The 16,498-nt window shown below is 67.9% G+C and carries 19 protein-coding genes; 12 read left to right on the top strand and 7 right to left on the bottom strand.

What is annotated here, in order from left to right:
• Position 1: 1 nt before the first annotated feature.
• On the top strand, positions 2-1,186 hold the full coding sequence (locus WCE59_RS02630; protein ID WP_343257158.1) for an MFS transporter: 1,185 nt from the start codon (positions 2-4) through the stop codon (positions 1,184-1,186).
• A 90-nt stretch (positions 1,187-1,276) separates the two neighbouring features.
• Here the strand turns inward: WCE59_RS02630 and WCE59_RS02625 are convergent, their stop codons facing one another.
• The 7 genes from WCE59_RS02625 to WCE59_RS02595 form a co-directional block, all read right to left on the bottom strand.
• Positions 1,277-1,432, bottom strand: a complete 156-nt coding sequence (locus WCE59_RS02625; RefSeq protein WP_343257157.1) for a hypothetical protein — start codon at positions 1,430-1,432, stop codon at positions 1,277-1,279.
• Positions 1,433-1,542: 110 nt separating this feature from the next.
• Entirely contained in the window at positions 1,543-2,949 is a 1,407-nt protein-coding gene (locus tag WCE59_RS02620) for a PQQ-dependent sugar dehydrogenase (RefSeq protein WP_343257156.1), read from the bottom strand.
• Positions 2,946-3,371, bottom strand: a complete 426-nt coding sequence (locus WCE59_RS02615; protein ID WP_343257155.1) for a DUF2231 domain-containing protein — start codon at positions 3,369-3,371, stop codon at positions 2,946-2,948. The genes WCE59_RS02620 and WCE59_RS02615 overlap by 4 nt, the downstream gene beginning before the upstream one ends.
• A gap of 274 nt (positions 3,372-3,645) precedes the next feature.
• Positions 3,646-4,149 (bottom strand): hypothetical protein, encoded by a 504-nt coding sequence (locus WCE59_RS02610; RefSeq protein ID WP_343257154.1) that lies wholly within the window; start codon positions 4,147-4,149, stop codon positions 3,646-3,648.
• Between the two features lie 95 nt (positions 4,150-4,244).
• The gene (gene queF, locus WCE59_RS02605) at positions 4,245-5,060 is read right to left on the bottom strand and encodes an NADPH-dependent 7-cyano-7-deazaguanine reductase QueF (protein ID WP_343257153.1); all 816 of its coding nucleotides are present in this window, start codon (positions 5,058-5,060) and stop codon (positions 4,245-4,247) included.
• Between the two features lie 46 nt (positions 5,061-5,106).
• On the bottom strand, positions 5,107-5,742 hold the full coding sequence (locus WCE59_RS02600) for a mechanosensitive ion channel family protein (RefSeq protein WP_343257152.1): 636 nt from the start codon (positions 5,740-5,742) through the stop codon (positions 5,107-5,109).
• A gap of 53 nt (positions 5,743-5,795) precedes the next feature.
• The gene (locus WCE59_RS02595) at positions 5,796-6,734 is read right to left on the bottom strand and encodes a LysR family transcriptional regulator (RefSeq protein ID WP_343257151.1); all 939 of its coding nucleotides are present in this window, start codon (positions 6,732-6,734) and stop codon (positions 5,796-5,798) included.
• A gap of 154 nt (positions 6,735-6,888) precedes the next feature.
• On the opposite strand from WCE59_RS02595, the gene WCE59_RS02590 reads away from it, so the two are divergent.
• From WCE59_RS02590 to pcaD, 11 genes are all read left to right on the top strand, one after another.
• Positions 6,889-8,076: a muconate/chloromuconate family cycloisomerase gene (locus WCE59_RS02590; protein ID WP_343257150.1), complete on the top strand. Its 1,188-nt coding sequence runs from the start codon at positions 6,889-6,891 to the stop codon at positions 8,074-8,076.
• A 3-nt stretch (positions 8,077-8,079) separates the two neighbouring features.
• A complete protein-coding gene (gene catC, locus WCE59_RS02585) occupies positions 8,080-8,370 on the top strand; it encodes a muconolactone Delta-isomerase (protein WP_343257149.1) in 291 nt (96 codons plus the stop codon).
• Positions 8,371-8,390: 20 nt separating this feature from the next.
• Positions 8,391-9,329 (top strand): catechol 1,2-dioxygenase, encoded by a 939-nt coding sequence (catA, locus tag WCE59_RS02580; RefSeq protein WP_343257148.1) that lies wholly within the window; start codon positions 8,391-8,393, stop codon positions 9,327-9,329.
• A gap of 124 nt (positions 9,330-9,453) precedes the next feature.
• The gene (locus tag WCE59_RS02575; RefSeq protein WP_343257147.1) at positions 9,454-10,818 is read left to right on the top strand and encodes a Rieske 2Fe-2S domain-containing protein; all 1,365 of its coding nucleotides are present in this window, start codon (positions 9,454-9,456) and stop codon (positions 10,816-10,818) included.
• Positions 10,815-11,312: a benzoate 1,2-dioxygenase small subunit gene (gene benB / locus WCE59_RS02570; RefSeq protein ID WP_343257146.1), complete on the top strand. Its 498-nt coding sequence runs from the start codon at positions 10,815-10,817 to the stop codon at positions 11,310-11,312. The genes WCE59_RS02575 and benB overlap by 4 nt, the downstream gene beginning before the upstream one ends.
• A gap of 23 nt (positions 11,313-11,335) precedes the next feature.
• Positions 11,336-12,361 (top strand): benzoate 1,2-dioxygenase electron transfer component BenC, encoded by a 1,026-nt coding sequence (gene benC / locus WCE59_RS02565; RefSeq protein WP_343257145.1) that lies wholly within the window; start codon positions 11,336-11,338, stop codon positions 12,359-12,361.
• The gene (benD, locus tag WCE59_RS02560) at positions 12,358-13,131 is read left to right on the top strand and encodes a benzoate diol dehydrogenase BenD (protein WP_343257144.1); all 774 of its coding nucleotides are present in this window, start codon (positions 12,358-12,360) and stop codon (positions 13,129-13,131) included. The genes benC and benD overlap by 4 nt, the downstream gene beginning before the upstream one ends.
• A 37-nt stretch (positions 13,132-13,168) precedes the next feature.
• Positions 13,169-13,840 carry a 3-oxoacid CoA-transferase subunit A gene (locus WCE59_RS02555; protein WP_343257143.1) on the top strand — a complete coding sequence of 224 codons (672 nt, stop codon included), beginning with the start codon at positions 13,169-13,171 and terminating at the stop codon, positions 13,838-13,840.
• The gene (locus WCE59_RS02550) at positions 13,837-14,478 is read left to right on the top strand and encodes a 3-oxoacid CoA-transferase subunit B (RefSeq protein ID WP_343257142.1); all 642 of its coding nucleotides are present in this window, start codon (positions 13,837-13,839) and stop codon (positions 14,476-14,478) included. The genes WCE59_RS02555 and WCE59_RS02550 overlap by 4 nt, the downstream gene beginning before the upstream one ends.
• 19 nt (positions 14,479-14,497) lie before the next feature.
• Positions 14,498-15,703 (top strand): 3-oxoadipyl-CoA thiolase, encoded by a 1,206-nt coding sequence (pcaF, locus tag WCE59_RS02545; protein ID WP_343257141.1) that lies wholly within the window; start codon positions 14,498-14,500, stop codon positions 15,701-15,703.
• A 9-nt stretch (positions 15,704-15,712) separates the two neighbouring features.
• The gene (gene pcaD, locus WCE59_RS02540) at positions 15,713-16,486 is read left to right on the top strand and encodes a 3-oxoadipate enol-lactonase (protein WP_343257140.1); all 774 of its coding nucleotides are present in this window, start codon (positions 15,713-15,715) and stop codon (positions 16,484-16,486) included.
• The last annotated feature ends 12 nt before the right edge of the window (positions 16,487-16,498 follow it).

The raw sequence follows: 16,498 nt of genomic DNA, 5'->3' as shown, positions 1-16,498 counted from the left end.
CATGACCCCGGTACCGGGAGCGCCCCGGCTGCGGGCGCCGGAGTGGTTCGTATTCGGCCTGATGGCCAGCGTCACCTTCGTGGGCCTGCTGTCTGAATTGATCCCGTCGGGGATCCTGCCCCAGATGACCGAAGACCTTGGGGTCTCCGAGTCCCACATCGGCATGCTGGTGGGGGTGTACGCGCTGGCGTCCGCGGTGGGCACCATCCCGCTGGTCACGGCCACGCTGACGGTCAATCGCAAGCATCTGCTGCTGGTGCTGCTGGCCGGCTTTGCCATCTCCAACCTGGTGGTGGGGCTGGCCTCTTCCTACGCGGTGATGGTGGGCGCACGCATTGTTGGCGGAGTCTGCGCCGGGGTGATGTGGCCGATGATCGCCGCCTATGGCACGCGCCTGGTTCCCCCGGAGCGGCAGGGCTGGGCCATCACCGTGATCCTGGCCGGCAGCACGCTCGGCATCAGCGTCGGCCTGCCGGTCATGACCCTGGTGGGGCTGGAGTTTGGCTGGCGCACGGAGTTTCTGGTGTTCGGGCTGGGCGTGGTGGTGATCGCGGCGCTGTGCCATCTGTATCTGCCGGCAGTGCCGGGCGAGCAGCGCAGCCGCAGCAACTCGCCGCTGACGCTGCTGAAAAACCGCGCCATCCTGATGGTGATTCTGCTGACTTTCCTTTCGGTGACCGGGCACTACGCCGTGTACACCTACATCGCGCTGCTGGTGGAGACGGTGCAGCTGGCCGGCGGTACCGGCATGGCGCTGCTGGTGTTCGGCATCGGCTCGGTAATCTCGGTGGTGGCTTCCGCCCGCGTGATCGACCGCTGGCTGCAGGCGCTGGTGGTGTCCATGCTGGTGCTCAGCGCGGTGTCGATGCTGCTGTTCCTGGCCTTTGCCCGCACGCCGGGCATTGCCCACTTCACCTTCTTCCTGTGGGGCGTGTCCTTCGGCCCGCTGGGCGCCATGTACCAGACCGCGATTGCGCGGCAGGTGGATCGCGGCCGGGATGTGGCCACTTCGCTGCAGTCCAGCGTGTTCAACTTCTCCATCATGCTGGCCGCCGGGTTGGGCGGCGTGCTGCTGGTGCGGCTGGCGGGTGCGGGAGTGAAGGGGATCGTGTGGCTGGCGCTGGCCTGCTTCGTGCTGGGGGCCATCGTGGCGCTGATGGCGAAGCAGACCCTGCGCCGGGCCTGACATGCGTTCACCCAAAGAAAAGGCGCCCCTTTGAAAGAGGCGCCCGTGGGTGCTTGTTGAAACAAGGGTGCTTGTTGAAGGATGGACCGGTCAGCGCTTCTGGTCCTGGTCCTGACCTGGCTGCTTCTGATGCTGGTCTTCGCCTTGACCCGGTTGCCCCTGCTTCTGACTGCGGGTCTGCTGGTCCTGTTCCTGGTTCTGATCGCCCTTCTTCGGTTGATTGGGCTGATTCGGCTGGTTGGTCATGTCTGGTCTCCGTTGGGGGATGCCGCATTCCGGCTTGACCAGATAAACCCCCCCCGGCCGTTGGAAGACCGTGAAGCAAAACCTATTCAGGCGCCTTTATTTTCAACGGGTTACTGAACGGATTCAGGCTCCGGCTGCTGGTCTTCCGCTTCGGTCCCGGCTTCGGGATCGGGAGCTTCGGACGGATCGACGGCTTCCGGCTGCTGCGGCATCTGCGCCGGCCCGCCGATGCGCGAGACACGCCAGATGATGTTGGCCAGGTCATCGGCAATGATCACCGCGCCGCGCGGGTCGACGGTGACCCCCACGGGGCGGCCGCGCGTGGTGCCGTCGTCGTCACGGAAGCCCGTGGCGAAATCGATGGGGTTGCCGGCCGGCTGGCCGTTGCTGAACGGCACGAACACCACCTTGTAGCCCACCGGGTCCGAACGGTTCCAGCTGCCATGCATGCCAACAAAGGCGCCATCGGCAAATTCCGCGCCCATCACGGCGCTGGAGAAATCGACGCCCAGCGAGGCCACGTGGGCGCCCAGACTGTAGTCAGGGGTAATCGAGGCGGCGACCTTCTCCGGATTTTCCGGACGCACGCGGTCATCCACGTGGTTGCCCCAGTAGGCCCACGGCCAACCGTAGAAACCGCCTTCCTGCACCGAGGTGAGGTAGTCGGGCACCAGGTCGGGGCCGATCTCGTCACGCTCGTTCACCACTGCCCACAGCGCACCCGTGTCGGGCTGGATGGCCAGGGCCGTGGGGTTGCGAAGGCCGGTGGCATACGGGCGGTGCATGCCGGTTTCGGCATGGATTTCCCACACCAGTGCCCGGTCCTGCTCGGCCAGCATGCCGCGCTCGGTGATGTTGCTGTTCGAGCCGATGCCCACGTACAGGAACTGGCCGTCCGCGCTGGCGGTCATGGCCTTGGTCCAGTGGTGGTTGATCTCCGACGGCAGCTTGGCCAGCTCTTCCGGCGCGCCATTGGCCTGGGTCATGCCCGGCTGGTAGTCGAAGCGGACGACTGCGTCCTGGTTGGCCACGTACAGGTTGTTGTCGATCAGGGCCAGGCCGTAGGGGGCGTTGAGATTGTCGGCGAATACAGTTTGCAGCTCGTATTCGCCGTCGCCGTCGGCGTCGCGCAGCAGGGTGAGGCGGTTGCCGCTCTTCACCGAGGTTGTGCCTGCAGACTTGATGGGTCCGGCAATGACGTCCTTGGGCTTGAGCGCTGGCGCGTTGCCGCCGCGGCCTTCGGCCACCAGGATGTCGCCGTTGGGCAGTACAAGGGTCTGGCGCGGAATGCCCAAGTCACGGGCGATGGCGCGGACCTCAAAGCCTTCCGGCACCACCGGCAGCTGGTCGCCCCATTCGTCCGGGCTGGCAATGACCATCTGCGGCAGCAGGCCGCGCTTGGGCTGGGGCAGGTCGGGATTGGTGCCGTATTCCAGCTCCGGCTTCGCGGCCGGGTTGCAGGCGGCCAGCAGAACGGCCGTCGAGCCGGCCACGGCAAGCAGGGTAAGGCGGTTCATTTCACTTCTCCGATGCGCGGGCCACAGAACGCAAGGCAGAGCGCCACGCAGCTGAGCACGAATACGATCACCGACATCACCAGGGCAGCGGGCATGCTGGCCCAGGCGTCACGGGCGTGTTGCAGGGCGTTGAAGAAGCCCACGATGAAGGTTGCCAGCAGCACCAGCAGGTACAGCACACGGGTGCGTGTACGCCGGGACGGAACCAGATCGAACAGCGCAAACACCAGCGCCACCCCGGTCCACACCAGGCCACCGACGATCAGCCACGAGGCGAAGTTCTGCCACTGGATCTCGAAGGTGCGGAAGTAGGCGAAGTCACTCAGCGCGGCGCCGGCGAACAGCGGCAGGATGCCGGCAACGAAGACCGCATGGATGGGATGGATCGGATGCACACTCCGTACGGAGGTGGTGTAGGCCATGCCAGTTCTCCTCAAATCACAGGGGCTGGATCGGCCAGAGGGTGCCATGGCCGATCTGATGATCGCGTGCAGGTGAGCGGGACGCCGGTATGGACAGGCCCCGCCGTGCAATCGCGTGATGGGCTGGAAGGAAGCAGCGTCCGTTCCAGCAGTTGTGTTGCCCGCCAGCGGACAGCGCCGGCCAGTTTACTGTTGACGGCGCGCGCCCTTTGGCGCGACCGGTGAAACACTGTGGTGACGGCAGCTGTGATGACGCCAGGGCGGCTGCCAGGCGCTACTGGATGGTGAAGCGGCGGGTCTCGGCCACCTCGCCGTCCACGCTTACTTCCACGGTGTAGGTGCCCATCGGCCAGCCCGCGGCGTTGGTGATGTGGAAGCTGGTGGTGTCCTCGCCGTTGAAGGCGAAGCGCTCCGCGCGCTCGTCCACGAGCTGGTTGCCTTCGCCGTCATCAAAGGTCCAGCGCACGCCCAGCGTGCCCAGGGTTTCGCCGTCGGCATCGTTGCTGGTGCTGATGGACACGTGGATGGTGTCGTCGCTGGACGCGAAGGCCTCCTGGGGAGCGACGATGGAACGGTCATCGGCCACCTCGGTGCCCAGCGCCACCGCGGTCACGCGCACGGTGGCCTCGGGCGCTTCGGGTTCGGCCATGGCCGGCGGGGTTTCCAGCGCGTCGATGGCGGGGGTGGCGGTGCTGTTCACAGCCGTGTCCTGGCCGCAGGCGACAAGAACGGAGCCGGCGGCAAGCAGGAAGGCGAGGGTCAGGGGGGAGCATTTCATGCGGCGTGTCATGCGGAGTGTCCTCCAGCGGCGGGGCGGCGAACCCGGAGCATCCCACGGCGGCAGTTAAGCCAGCATGCGGATGCCCGGCGGGGCTATTGGCGTGGATCGCGGGCCGGTGACGGCGGTGCTTCCCCGGGCAGGGCCCGCCACGGGTTGATATCCAGCCCGCCGCGGCGGGTGTAGCGCGCCTCCACCGACAGCGCCTGCGGCCGCAGGCAGGCCAGCAGGTCGGTGAAGATGCGTTCCACGCACTGCTCGTGGAATCCGGAGTGGTCGCGGAACGACACCAGGTAGCGCAGCAGGGCGGCCCGGTCCAGCCGGTGACCCTGGTATTGGATACGCACGCTGGCCCAGTCCGGCTGGCCGGTGACCGGGCAGTTGGATTTGAGCAGGTCCGAGCGCAGGGTTTCGGTGGTTGGGTGGGCCGGGTCGGCCTGCAGCAGGGCGGCATTCGGCGGGCCATAGGTGTCGATGTCGATCGCCAGGCCGTCGATCGATTCCGCATCGTCGGCGTCCCTCACCGGCGGCAGGCCGAAAGCCACCTGCACCGGTGCCTGCGCGGTATGCGACAGGTCTTCCACCAGGCGCTCGCGCAGCGCCTCGGCGCTGTCGAAGCGGCTGGCGTTGAGCGAATTCAGATAAAGCTTGAGCGATTTGGATTCGATCAGCTGCGGCGAGTCGGCCGGTACCAGAAAGGTGGCGGTGCCGACCACCGGCTTGCCGTGTCCGTCCAGCCAGGCCAGCTCGTAGGCGTGCCAGCGGTCATGGCCGGTGAACGGCAGGGCGGCGTGCGCAAGGTGCAATTCGGCCCGGCCCTGGGCGCGGGGGATCGGGAACAGCAGGCCCGGGTCATAGCGGGTCGGGTAGGCGACCTCGCGGCCGAGGTTGGAATCCTGGGGTGTATTCATGGCGCCGATTCTACGGCTCCCGGGCAGGCCAATCAGAGCAGACCAATCAGAACAGGCTGGCACCCCCGCCCCCGGCCTGCTGCTGGCGCGAACGCTTGCGCGGGGCGTCGGGATCGGGGAGCGGGCGCGGCGGGGGAGCCTCGCGCCAGCGCCGGGTGATGCGCTGGAAAAACAGGCTGTTGGGCACCCGCAGGTGGGATTCGTGCCCGTCTTCGTGGGTTTCGCGCAGGGTCACGGAGATCAGGTTCATGTCCACCACCTGGCCGCCCAGGCCGCGGCCGTCGCTGCCATCCAGCAGCTCGATGTGGTCGTAGAGGCGGAACGGCCGGGTGATCAGCAGCAGCACCGCGCAGAAGATGTTGGACAGCACGCTCCACGCGGCGAAGAAGGCCACCGCGGCCACCGCGGCAAAGCCGGTGAACGCCGTCCACAGCACGGTGCCGGAAACCCCCAAGCGCTCGAGGATGATCAGCAGCGCGGCGGAATAGATCAGGAAGGTGCTGAGCCTGCGCCCGCCCAGGCGCACTTCCGGCGGCAGCTCCCAGCGGTCCGACAGCCGGTGGATCAGCCGGCGGGCCACGGTGCGCAGCCCCCAGGCCACGACGACCACCAGCACGATCTGCAGGATCGGCAGGGCCACGCCCAGCCATTGATGGGTCCAGATCGGTAGGTGTTGCTTCATCGGCGGGCTCGCGGGCGGCGGTGGGTTGGGCTGCGGATCATTGTAGGTCGGGGCTACGCCCCCGACGGCGGACCGGGCAGCCGGTTATAGGCGGCATCCAGCCACGGCGGCGATTCGGCATACAGATCGCGCAGCAGCTCCTTGACCAGCAGCACGTAGCGCGAGTTGTCGTTGCGCCGGTGGCTGAGGATGACCGGCGAGGTGGCGTCCGGATCGTCGATCAGGCGGTAGTGCAGGTCGGTACGCTGGCGACTGGCGGCGTAGGGGATCACGCAGACACCGGTTTCCGCCGCCACCAGGCCCAGCGCGGTCTGCATCTCGCGCACTTCGTGCACGCTGGCCGGCATGGCGCCGTGGTCGTTGAGCAGGGTCAGCACCTGGTCGGCAAACGAGGGCCGGGGCTGGTTCGGATAGACGATCAGCGCTTCGCCGGCCAGCGCGCTCATCGGTACCGGCGCGCTGCTCCGGGCCAGCGCCGAGCCCGGGGAAACCGCCAGCACCAGTCGCTCCTCGCGCAGCACGGTGCGCTCCACGGCCGGATCGTTGGTGCGCACGCGGCCGAAGCCCAGGTCGATGCGGCCGGCTTTCAGCGCCTCGATCTGCTGCACCGACATCAGCTCCAGCAGCTGGATATCCAGCTCCGGCGCGCGCTCGCGCAGCTTGCGCACCAGCGGCGGAACGCCGCCGTAAAGGGTGGAAGCCACGAAGCCGATCGACAGCACGCTGCGCTCCTGCTTGCCCACCCGGCGGGTGGCGGCGGTCATCTGCTCCACCCGGCCGAGGATCTGCAGCGCCTGCTCGTAGAACAGCCGGCCCGCATCGGTGAGCTGCAGCGGCCGGGTGCGGGAAATCAGGGTGACGCCGATCTCCTGCTCCAGCAGCTGGATCTGCCGGCTGAGCGGCGGCTGGGCCATGTGCAGCTGCTCCGCGGCGCGGGTGAAGTTGCGCGCACGGGCCACGGCAATGAAGTAACGCAGCTGGCGAAGCTCCATTTGGGCTCCCTATTCAGACTTATACCTTCGGCGCATTGTTGCGCTGCATCAATCGCGCAGCAGCGCCGTTTCGCTGTTCACAATATCAAAAAGGTATCAGGAAAGAGGTATTTGGTGTTGGACTCCCCGCATTCCGGGGTTGATAAAAGACCGCATGAATCAATCCACCTCCCCCGCGTCGCGTTCCGCCCCCGTCATCGAGAAGGTCGAAGCGCTGCTGCTCGATCTGCCCACCATCCGCCCGCACCGCCTGTCGGTGGCCACCATGAACGGCCAGACCGTGATGCTGGTGCGCATCCACTGCTCCGACGGGGTGGTGGGGATTGGCGAAGGCACCACCATCGGCGGTCTGGCCTACGGCGGCGAGAGCCCCGAAGGCATGAAGCTGGCGATCGATACCTATTTCGCTCCGCGCCTGGTTGGTGCCGACCCGACCCGGGTACCGGCGCTGATGGCCAGCCTGGACGGGATGATCAAGGACAACCGCTTTGCCCGCAGCGCGGTGGAAACCGCCCTGCTCGACGCCCAGGGCAAGCGCACCGGCCTGCCGGTATCCGAGCTGCTGGGCGGCCGCCGCCGGGCCCGCCTGCCGGTGGCCTGGACCCTGGCCTCGGGCGATACCGCGCGTGACATCGACGAGGCCGAGCAGATGCTGGCCCAGCGCCGGCACAACGTGTTCAAGCTCAAGATCGGCGCCCGGCCGCTGGACGAGGACATTGCCCACGTGGCCGCGATCAAGCGCGCGCTGGGCGACCGCGGCGCGGTGCGGGTGGATGTGAACATGGCCTGGAGCGAGCTGGAGGCTGCGCGCGGCATGGCCGCCCTGGCCGACGCCGGCTGCGAGCTGGTGGAGCAGCCGGTGGCCACCGCCGCGGCGCTGGCCCGGCTGGTGCGTCGCTACCCGGTGGCGCTGATGGCCGATGAATCCCTGACCGGCCCGCGCTCGGCGTTCGAGCTGGCGCGGGTGGCGGGCGCGGACGTGTTCGCGATCAAGATCGAGCAGTCCGGCGGCCTGTACGCGGCCCAGCGGGTCGCGGCGATTGCCGATGCCGCGGGCATCGAGCTCTACGGCGGCACCATGCTCGAAGGCGCGGTGGGCACCGTGGCCTCGGCCCAGGTGTTCGCCACGTTTGACCAGCTGCAGTGGGGCACCGAGCTGTTCGGGCCGCTGCTGCTGACCGAGGAAATCCTTGCCGAGCCGCTGGATTACAGCGACTTCCAGCTGACGGTGCCGGACGGCCCGGGGCTTGGCATCACCCTGGACGAGGAGCGCGTGCAGTTCTTCCGCCGCGATCGTGCCGAACGCACGGTCAGCCTCGCCAATACACCCGAGGGAGCCTGAACCATGCTGTTCCAAGTACGGATGGACGTTGATATCCCGGCCGACATCCCGGCCGACGTGATCGAAGACATCAAGGCCCGCGAGAAGCAGTACTCGCAGGAGCTGCAGCGCAGTGGCAAGTGGCGCCACATCTGGCGCGTGGTGGGCGAGTACGCGAACTACAGCATCTTCGACGTGGAGAGCAACGAAGAGCTGCACGCGCTGCTGACCGGGCTGCCGCTGTTTCCCTACATGCACATCGAGGTCATTCCGCTGTGCCGCCATCCGTCGTCCATCCGCGACGACGACCGTTGACTCTGAGGAGGGTAAACCCAATGACCGTGAAGATTTTTGACCAGCCGGAAATCAAGGATTTCCTCAGCAACATCGCCGGACTGGACCAGAAGGAAGGTGATCCGCGCACCAAGCAGATCATCCACCGGCTGATGAGCGACCTGTTCAAGGCCATCGACGACCTGGACATCACCCCCGACGAGTACTGGACCGGGATTGCCTGGCTCAACGAGCTGGGCACTGCCGGCCAGGCCGGCCTGATCTCCCCGGGCCTGGGCCTGGACCACTTCATCGACCTGCGCCTGGACGCCAAGGACGCGCAGCTGGGTGTGGAAAACAGGACCCCGCGCACCATCGAGGGCCCGCTGTACGTGGCCGGCGCGCCGGTGGAACAGGGTTTCGCCCGCCTGGACGACGGCAGCGACAAGAATGGCCACCCGATGTACATGAGCGGCACCGTCTACGACGCCGAAGGCAAGCCGCTGCCCGGCGCCAGCGTGGAGGTGTGGCACTGCGACACCCGCGGTTTCTATTCGCATTTCGACCCGACCGGCGAGCAGGCGCCGTTCAACATGCGTCGCACGATCATTGCCGATGACCAGGGCCGCTATGCGTTCCGCAGCATCGTGCCCAGCGGCTACGGCGTGCCTCCGGGCAGCCCGACCGAGAAACTGCTCACCGCCCTGGGCCGCCACGGCGAGCGTCCGGCGCACATCCACTTCTTCCTCAGCGCCGAGGGTCACCGCAAGCTGACCACCCAGATCAACCTGGCCCACGACCCGCTGGTGAACGACGACTTCGCCCATGCCACCCGCGACGGGCTGGTGTGCGACGTGGTGGAGCGCACCGAAGAGGACGCCATCAAGGCCCGCGACATGGACGGCCCGTTCGGCGAGATCAACTTCGATTTCCACCTGACCGCGCTGGTCGACGGCGTGGACAACCAGATCAACGAAGCGCGCGTGCGCGCCTCCGCCTGAGCGGAACGGGACTGCCGTGGCGGCGCCGGCTGGCGCCGCCCGCACCCGCACGACCGGCGTCGTGCATCGACCCTGCCGCCCGTGCCGCAGCGCGGGCGCTGATTGAATACCCAGGAGAGCGTCAATGTCCGTCGTGACCGACCAGGCACGAAGCCTTGGCCAGCTGCTTGCCACCGCCGTCCAGGACGATGCGCAGGCGGGCGTGTTCCGTTGCCGCCGCGACATCTTCACCAACCCGGATCTGTTCGAACTGGAGATGGAAGCCATCTTCGAGGGCAACTGGGTGTACCTGGCCCACGAGAGCCAGATCCCCGAGAACAACGACTACTACACCACCCATATCGGCCGCCAGCCGGTGATCGTGACCCGCGACAAGACCGGCGAGCTGCATGCGGTGATCAATGCCTGCGCCCACAAGGGCGCGCTGCTGTGCCGGCGCAAGCATGGCAACAAGGGCACCTTCACCTGTCCGTTCCACGGCTGGAGCTTCTCCAACAGCGGCAAGCTGCTGAAGGTGAAGGACGCCAAGACCACCCAGTACCCGCCGCAGTTCAACAAGGAAGGCTCGCACGACCTGCGCCGCGTGCCCCGGTTCCAGAACTACCGCGGCTTCCTGTTCGGCAGCCTCAATCCCGACGTGGCGCCGCTGGAGGAATACCTGGGCGAGAGCCGGGTGATCATCGACCAGATTGTTGACCAGTCGCCCGAGGGGCTGGAGGTGCTGCGCGGCAATTCCTCCTACATCTACGACGGCAACTGGAAGCTGCAAATGGAGAACGGCTGCGACGGCTACCACGTCAGCAGCGTGCACTGGAATTACGCGGCCACCATGAGCCGGCGTCACGAGGAAGGCACCCAGGCGGTGGACGCCAACAGCTGGAGCAGGAGTACCGCCGGGGTGTACGGCCTCGAGAACGGCCACATGCTGCTGTGGACCCGCACCATGAATCCGGAAGTGCGCCCGGTGTACAAGGCGCGCGAGGAGATCGCCGGGCGGGTGGGCGCGGAGCGGGCCGACTTCATCGTCAACCAGACCCGCAACCTGTGCCTGTACCCGAACCTGTTCCTGATGGACCAGTTCTCCACCCAGATCCGGGTGGTGCGGCCGATCAGCGTGGACCAGACCGAGGTCACCATCTTCTGCTTCGCGCCCAAGGGCGAGAGCGCCGAGGACCGTGCCACGCGGATTCGCCAGTACGAGGATTTCTTCAACGTCTCGGGTATGGGCACCGCCGATGACCTGGAGGAATTCCGCGCCTGCCAGGCCGGCTACGCAGCCGCCGATTCGGCCATGTGGAACGACATGAGCCGCGGCGCGCCGCTGTGGATCCAGGGACCGGATGAGAATGCCAAGGCCATGGGTCTGGCGCCGCTGCTGTCGGGCGAGCGCAGCGAGGATGAAGGTCTGTTCGTGTGCCAGCACGCGTACTGGGCCGCCGAGCTGGGCAAGGCGCTTGAGCGCAGGCAGCAGCGGGAGCAAGCGGCATGAGCGCCGGGGACCCCGACTGCCAGCAGATCTGCGCGTTCCTGTACCGCGAAGCGCGCCTGCTCGATGACCGCCAGTGGGATGACTGGCTGGCCCTGTACGCCGAGGACGCCACCTACTGGATGCCGGCCTGGGACGACGACGACCAGCTGACCGAAGATCCGCAGTCCGAGATCTCGCTGATCTACTATCCCGACCGCTCGGGGCTGGAAGACCGCGTGTTCCGGATCAAGACCGAGCGCTCCAGCGCGTCCACGCCGGAGCCGCGCACCAGCCACGCGGTGCACAACGTGGAGGTGCTCGCGCGCCGCGATGGCGAGGTGGACGTGCGCTACAACTTCCACACCCTCAGCCACCGCTACCGGATCACCGACCAGTACTTCGGCACCGCCTTCGTCACCCTGCGCGGGACCGGCGATGCGTTGCGCGTGGCCGCCAAGAAGATCGTGCTCAAGAACGACTACATCCGCCAGGTGGTGGACATCTACCACCTGTGACGGTGCCCCCGGGAGAAAGGCAGATGAGCTACAGCGTTGCTTTGAATTTCGAAGACGGTGTGACCCGTTTCATCCAGTGCATGGAAGGCGAGACGGTGCTGGATGCCGCCTACCGCAACCGGATCAACCTGCCGATGGATTGCTCCGACGGCGTGTGCGGCACCTGCAAGTGCCAGGCCGAGAGCGGCCGCTACGAGCTGGGTGATGACTACATCGATGACGCCCTGGACGACGACGAGAAGGCCACCGGCCTGGTGCTGACCTGCCAGATGCTGCCGTCCAGCGACTGCGTGGTGTCGGTGCCGGTGCCCTCCAGCGCCTGCAAGACAGGGCTGGTGACCTCGACCGCCACCGTGACCGGCATCGAGCAGCACAACGATGCCGCCTTCGTGCTGGAACTGGAGGTGGCCGAAGAGGCCGCGGCGTTCCTGCCCGGGCAGTACGTGAACATCGAAGTGCCGGGCAGCGGCCAGACCCGTTCCTACAGCTTCAGCTCGGCGCCGGGCGAACAGCGCGCCGGCTTCGTGATCAAGTGCATCGATGACGGCCTGATGGGCGGATGGCTCAAGGGCGCCCAGGTGGGCCAGGCGCTGGAACTGACCGGTCCGCTGGGCAGCTTCTACCTGCGTGCGGTGGAGCGTCCGCTGCTGCTGCTGGCCGGCGGCACCGGGCTGGCCCCGTTCCTGTCGATGCTGGAAAGCCTGGCGCGCGCCGGCTGCACCCAGCCCGTGCACATGATCTACGGCGTCACCCGCGATGCGGACCTGGTGCTGGTGGACCGGCTGGAAGCATTCGCCGCGCGGCTGCCCGCTTTCAGCTTCACCACCGTGGTGGCCGAGGAGGCCAGCCAGCATCCGCGCAAGGGCTGGGTAACCCAGCACATGCCGGCCGAGGTGCTGCACGGCGGCAATGTGGATGTGTACCTGTGCGGGCCGCCGCCGATGGTGGACGCGGTGCGCAAACACTTCGACGAAGCCGGCGTGGCGCCGGCCAGCTTCCACTACGAGAAGTTCACCCCGAACGCCGCGGCGCGGGCCGAGGCTGCATGAGCGGCAGGCGCTTTGACGGCAAGGTGATGGTGGTGACCGGCGCGGCCCAGGGCATCGGCCGCGAGGTGGCGCTGCGGGCCTCGGCCGAGGGCGGCCGGGTGGTGTTCGTGGATCGGGCGGAGTTCGTTTCCGAGGTGGCGGCGGAGGCTGCGGGCGAGAGCGCCGCGTTCGTCGCCGACCTGGAGACCCACGCCGGCGCCGCGGCGGCGATGGACTTCGCCGCCCGCACCTTCGGCGGCATCGACATCCTGATCAACAACGTGGGCGGGGCGATCCGCATGCGGCCCTTCGACCGGTTCGAGCCGGCCCAGATCGACGCCGAGATCCGCCGCTCGCTGATGCCCACGCTGTACTGTTGCCATGCGGTGCTCGGGCACCTGGACGCGCGCGGCGGCGGCACCATCGTCAACGTGTCCTCCAACGCCACGCGCGGCATCCACCGGGTGCCGTACTCGGCGGCCAAGGGCGGGGTGAATGCGATCACCCAGTCCCTGGCGATGGAAATGGCCGGGCGCAACATCCGCGTGGTGGCCACCGCGCCTGGCGGCACCGACGTGGGCCCGCGGCGGGTGCCGCGCAACGCGGAAGGCGACAGCGCCGCGGAACAGGCCTGGATGGCCGAGACGGTGGAACAGGTGAAGGGCTCGAGCTTCTTCGGCCGCTATGCCAGCGTTGCCGAACAGGTGGCGCCGATCCTGTTCCTGGCCTCCGACGAGGCGTCCTACATCACCGGCAGCGTGCTGCCGGTGGCGGGTGGCGACCTGGGCTGACGCCCGGCCATCCGCGCTGACAGAGGGAAATACAGTCATGATCGACAAGACAACCTGGACCCTGGCCTCGGCGGTGGCGGATATCCCCGACGGCGCCACGGTGATGATCGGCGGCTTCGGTACCGCCGGCATGCCCGACGAGCTCATCGACGCGCTCATCGACCACGGCGCCAGCGGGCTGACCATCATCAACAACAACGCCGGCAACGGCGACACCGGACTGGCGGCGCTGATCGCCAACAAGCGGGTGAAGAAGGTGGTGTGCTCGTTCCCGCGCCAGTCCGACTCCTGGCACTTCGACAAGGCCTACCAGGCCGGCGAGATCGAGCTGGAGCTGGTGCCGCAGGGCAACCTCGCGGCGCGCATCCAGGCGGCCGGTGCCGGGCTGGGGGCCATCTTCACCCCCACCGGCTATGGCACCGAGCTGGCCGAAGGCAAGGAAACCCGCGAGATCGATGGGCGCCAGTACGTGCTGGAGTATCCGATCCGCGCCGACTTCGCCCTGATCAAGGCCCACCGCGGTGACCGCTGGGGCAACCTGGTGTACCGCAAGGCGGCGCGCAACTTCGGGCCGATCATGGCCACCGCCGCGGCCAGCACGATCGCCCAGGTCTCCGAAGTGGTGGAGCTGGGCGCGCTTGATCCCGAACACATCGTCACTCCCGGCATCTTCGTGCAGCGGGTGGTGGCCACAGGAGGTGCGGCATGAGCCGACTGAGCCGAGAACAGATGGCCGAACGGGTGGCCCGGGATATTCCCGAGGGCGCCTACGTGAACCTGGGCATCGGCCTGCCCACCAGCGTGGCCAACTACCTGCCCGCCGACAAGGAAGTGTTCCTGCAGAGCGAGAACGGCCTGCTGGGCATGGGCCCCGCGCCCGAAGCCGGGCGGGAGGATCCCGACCTGATCAATGCCGGCAAGCAGCCGGTGACCCTGCTCACCGGCGGGGCGTATTTCCACCACGCCGATTCGTTCGCGATGATGCGCGGCGGGCACCTGGATATCTGCGTGCTGGGCGCCTTCCAGGTATCGCAGTACGGCGACCTGGCCAACTGGAGCACCGGCGCCCCGGGCGCGATTCCGGCGGTAGGCGGGGCGATGGACCTGGCGATTGGCGCCAAGCAGGTGTTCGTGCTGATGGACCTGCTGACCCGCAAGGGCGAGAGCAAGCTGGTGGCCGAGTGCACCTATCCGCTCACCGGCCTGGGCTGCGTGTCGCGGGTGTATACCGATGTGGGCGTGTTCTCGGTTGGACGGGAAGGCGCGCGCATGATCGAGCTGGTGCCGGGCGTCACCCTGGACGAGGTGCGCCAGCTGACCGGGCTGGATGTGGAGATGGCGGCATGACCATGGGAGGACGCAAACAATGAGCCAGGCTTTCATCTGTGATGCCGTGCGCACGCCGATCGGCCGCTACGGCGGCATCCTCTCGGCGGTGCGCGCCGACGACCTGGGCGCGCTGCCGATGCGCGCGCTGCTGGCACGCAACCCCGGGCTGGACCCGGAAGCGATCGACGAGGTGTTCTACGGCTGCGCCAACCAGGCCGGCGAGGACAACCGCAACGTGGCCCGCATGAGCCTGCTGCTGGCGGGCCTGCCGGCCGCCGTGCCGGGCGTGACCCTGAACCGGCTGTGCGCCTCCGGGCTGGAGGCGGTGGGCCAGGCGGCCCGCGCCATCCATGCCGGCGAAATGGGCCTGGCGATCGCCGGCGGTGTGGAATCGATGACCCGCGCGCCGTTCGTGGTCGGCAAGGCCGATCGCGCCTGGGGTCGCGGCCAGCAGCTGGAAGACACCACCATGGGCTGGCGCTTCGTGAACCCCGCGCTGGATGCCCTGCATGGCACCGAATCGATGCCGCAGACCGGCGAGAACGTGGCCCGCGACCACGGCATCAGCCGTGACGACCAGGACGCCTTCGCCCTGCGCAGCCAGCAGCGCACCGCCACGGCCAGCGCGTCCGGCTTCCATGCCGAAGAGATCATCCCGGTGACGGTGCCGGGCGCACGTCGCGGTGAAACCATCGAAGTGGATACCGATGAACACCCGCGTCCGGGCACCGACGCCGCCGCGCTGGCCAAATTGAAGCCGCTGTTTGCCGAGGGCACGGTGACCGCGGGCAATGCCTCGGGCATCAATGACGGCGCCGCGGCGCTGATCGTGGCCAGCGAGGAGGCGGTGAAACGCTTCGGCCTCACGCCGCGCGCACGGATCCTGGGCATGGCCTCGGCCGGCGTGGCGCCGCGGGTGATGGGCGTGGGCCCGGTGCCGGCCACGCAGAAGCTGATGACGCGGCTGGGCCTGGGCATCGACGATTTCGACGCCATCGAACTCAACGAGGCGTTTGCCAGCCAGTCGCTGGCGGTGCTGCGCGGGCTGGGCCTGGCCGACGACGCGCCGCAGGTGAACCCCAACGGCGGCGCGATCGCACTCGGCCATCCGCTGGGCATGAGCGGCGCGCGCCTGGCGCTGACCCTGGTGCACCAGCTGGAAAAGAGCGGCGGGCGTCTGGGCCTGGCCACCTTGTGCGTTGGCGTGGGCATGGGCCTGGCGCTTGCGGTCGAGCGGGTCTGAGGAGGACGTATGGCATTGCTTGAGCTTTCCACCCACCAGCTGCATTACCGCGTGGACGGCGACGCCGGCCCGTGGGTGGTGTTCTGCAACTCGCTGGGCACGGACCTGCACATGTGGGACGCGCAGGTCGAGGCGCTGTCCACGCGCTTCCGGGTGCTGCGTTACGACCGCCGCGGCCACGGCCAGTCCACCGCCGCGACGGGTCCGTACACGCTGGCCGATCTGGGTGGCGACGTACTGGCGCTGATGGACGCGCTGGAGATCGAGCGCGCCCACTTCTGCGGGCTGTCGATCGGCGGACTGGTGGGCCAGTGGCTCGGCATCCATGCGCCCGAGCGGATCGAACGGCTGGTGGTGTGCGCCACCGCTGCGAAGATCGGCACTGCCAAAAGCTGGAACCAGCGCATTGCGCTGGTGCAGGACAAGGGCCTGGCGCCGCTGCTCGATGCGACTGACGACCGCTGGTTTACCCCTGACTTCATTGCCGCCAACCCGGATGTGGTGGAAGACATCCTGGCGCGCTTTGCCGCAGTCTCCGCCGAGGGCTACGCCGGCTGCTGCGCCGCGCTGGCTGGCGCCGACCTGCGCGCGCAGATCAACCGCATCGGCGTGCCGGTGCTGGCGATTTCCGGCGATGACGACCCGGTCTGCACCCCGGACGACCTGCAGGCGATCGCCGATGGCGTGGCCGACGGCCAGCATGTGTCGCTGCCCGGCCGGCACATCGTCAACATCGAATCGGCCGAGGCCTTCAGCGCTGCACTGGCGGATTTTCTGGCCTGAGTCGCGGAGTGC

Origin of the sequence: Luteimonas qiangzhengi, assembly GCF_039548515.1 — a bacterium.
Classification (GTDB): domain Bacteria; phylum Pseudomonadota; class Gammaproteobacteria; order Xanthomonadales; family Xanthomonadaceae; genus Luteimonas.
The sequence above is the reverse complement of the archived record's forward strand: the minus strand, read 5'-3'. Positions and strand labels throughout refer to the sequence as shown.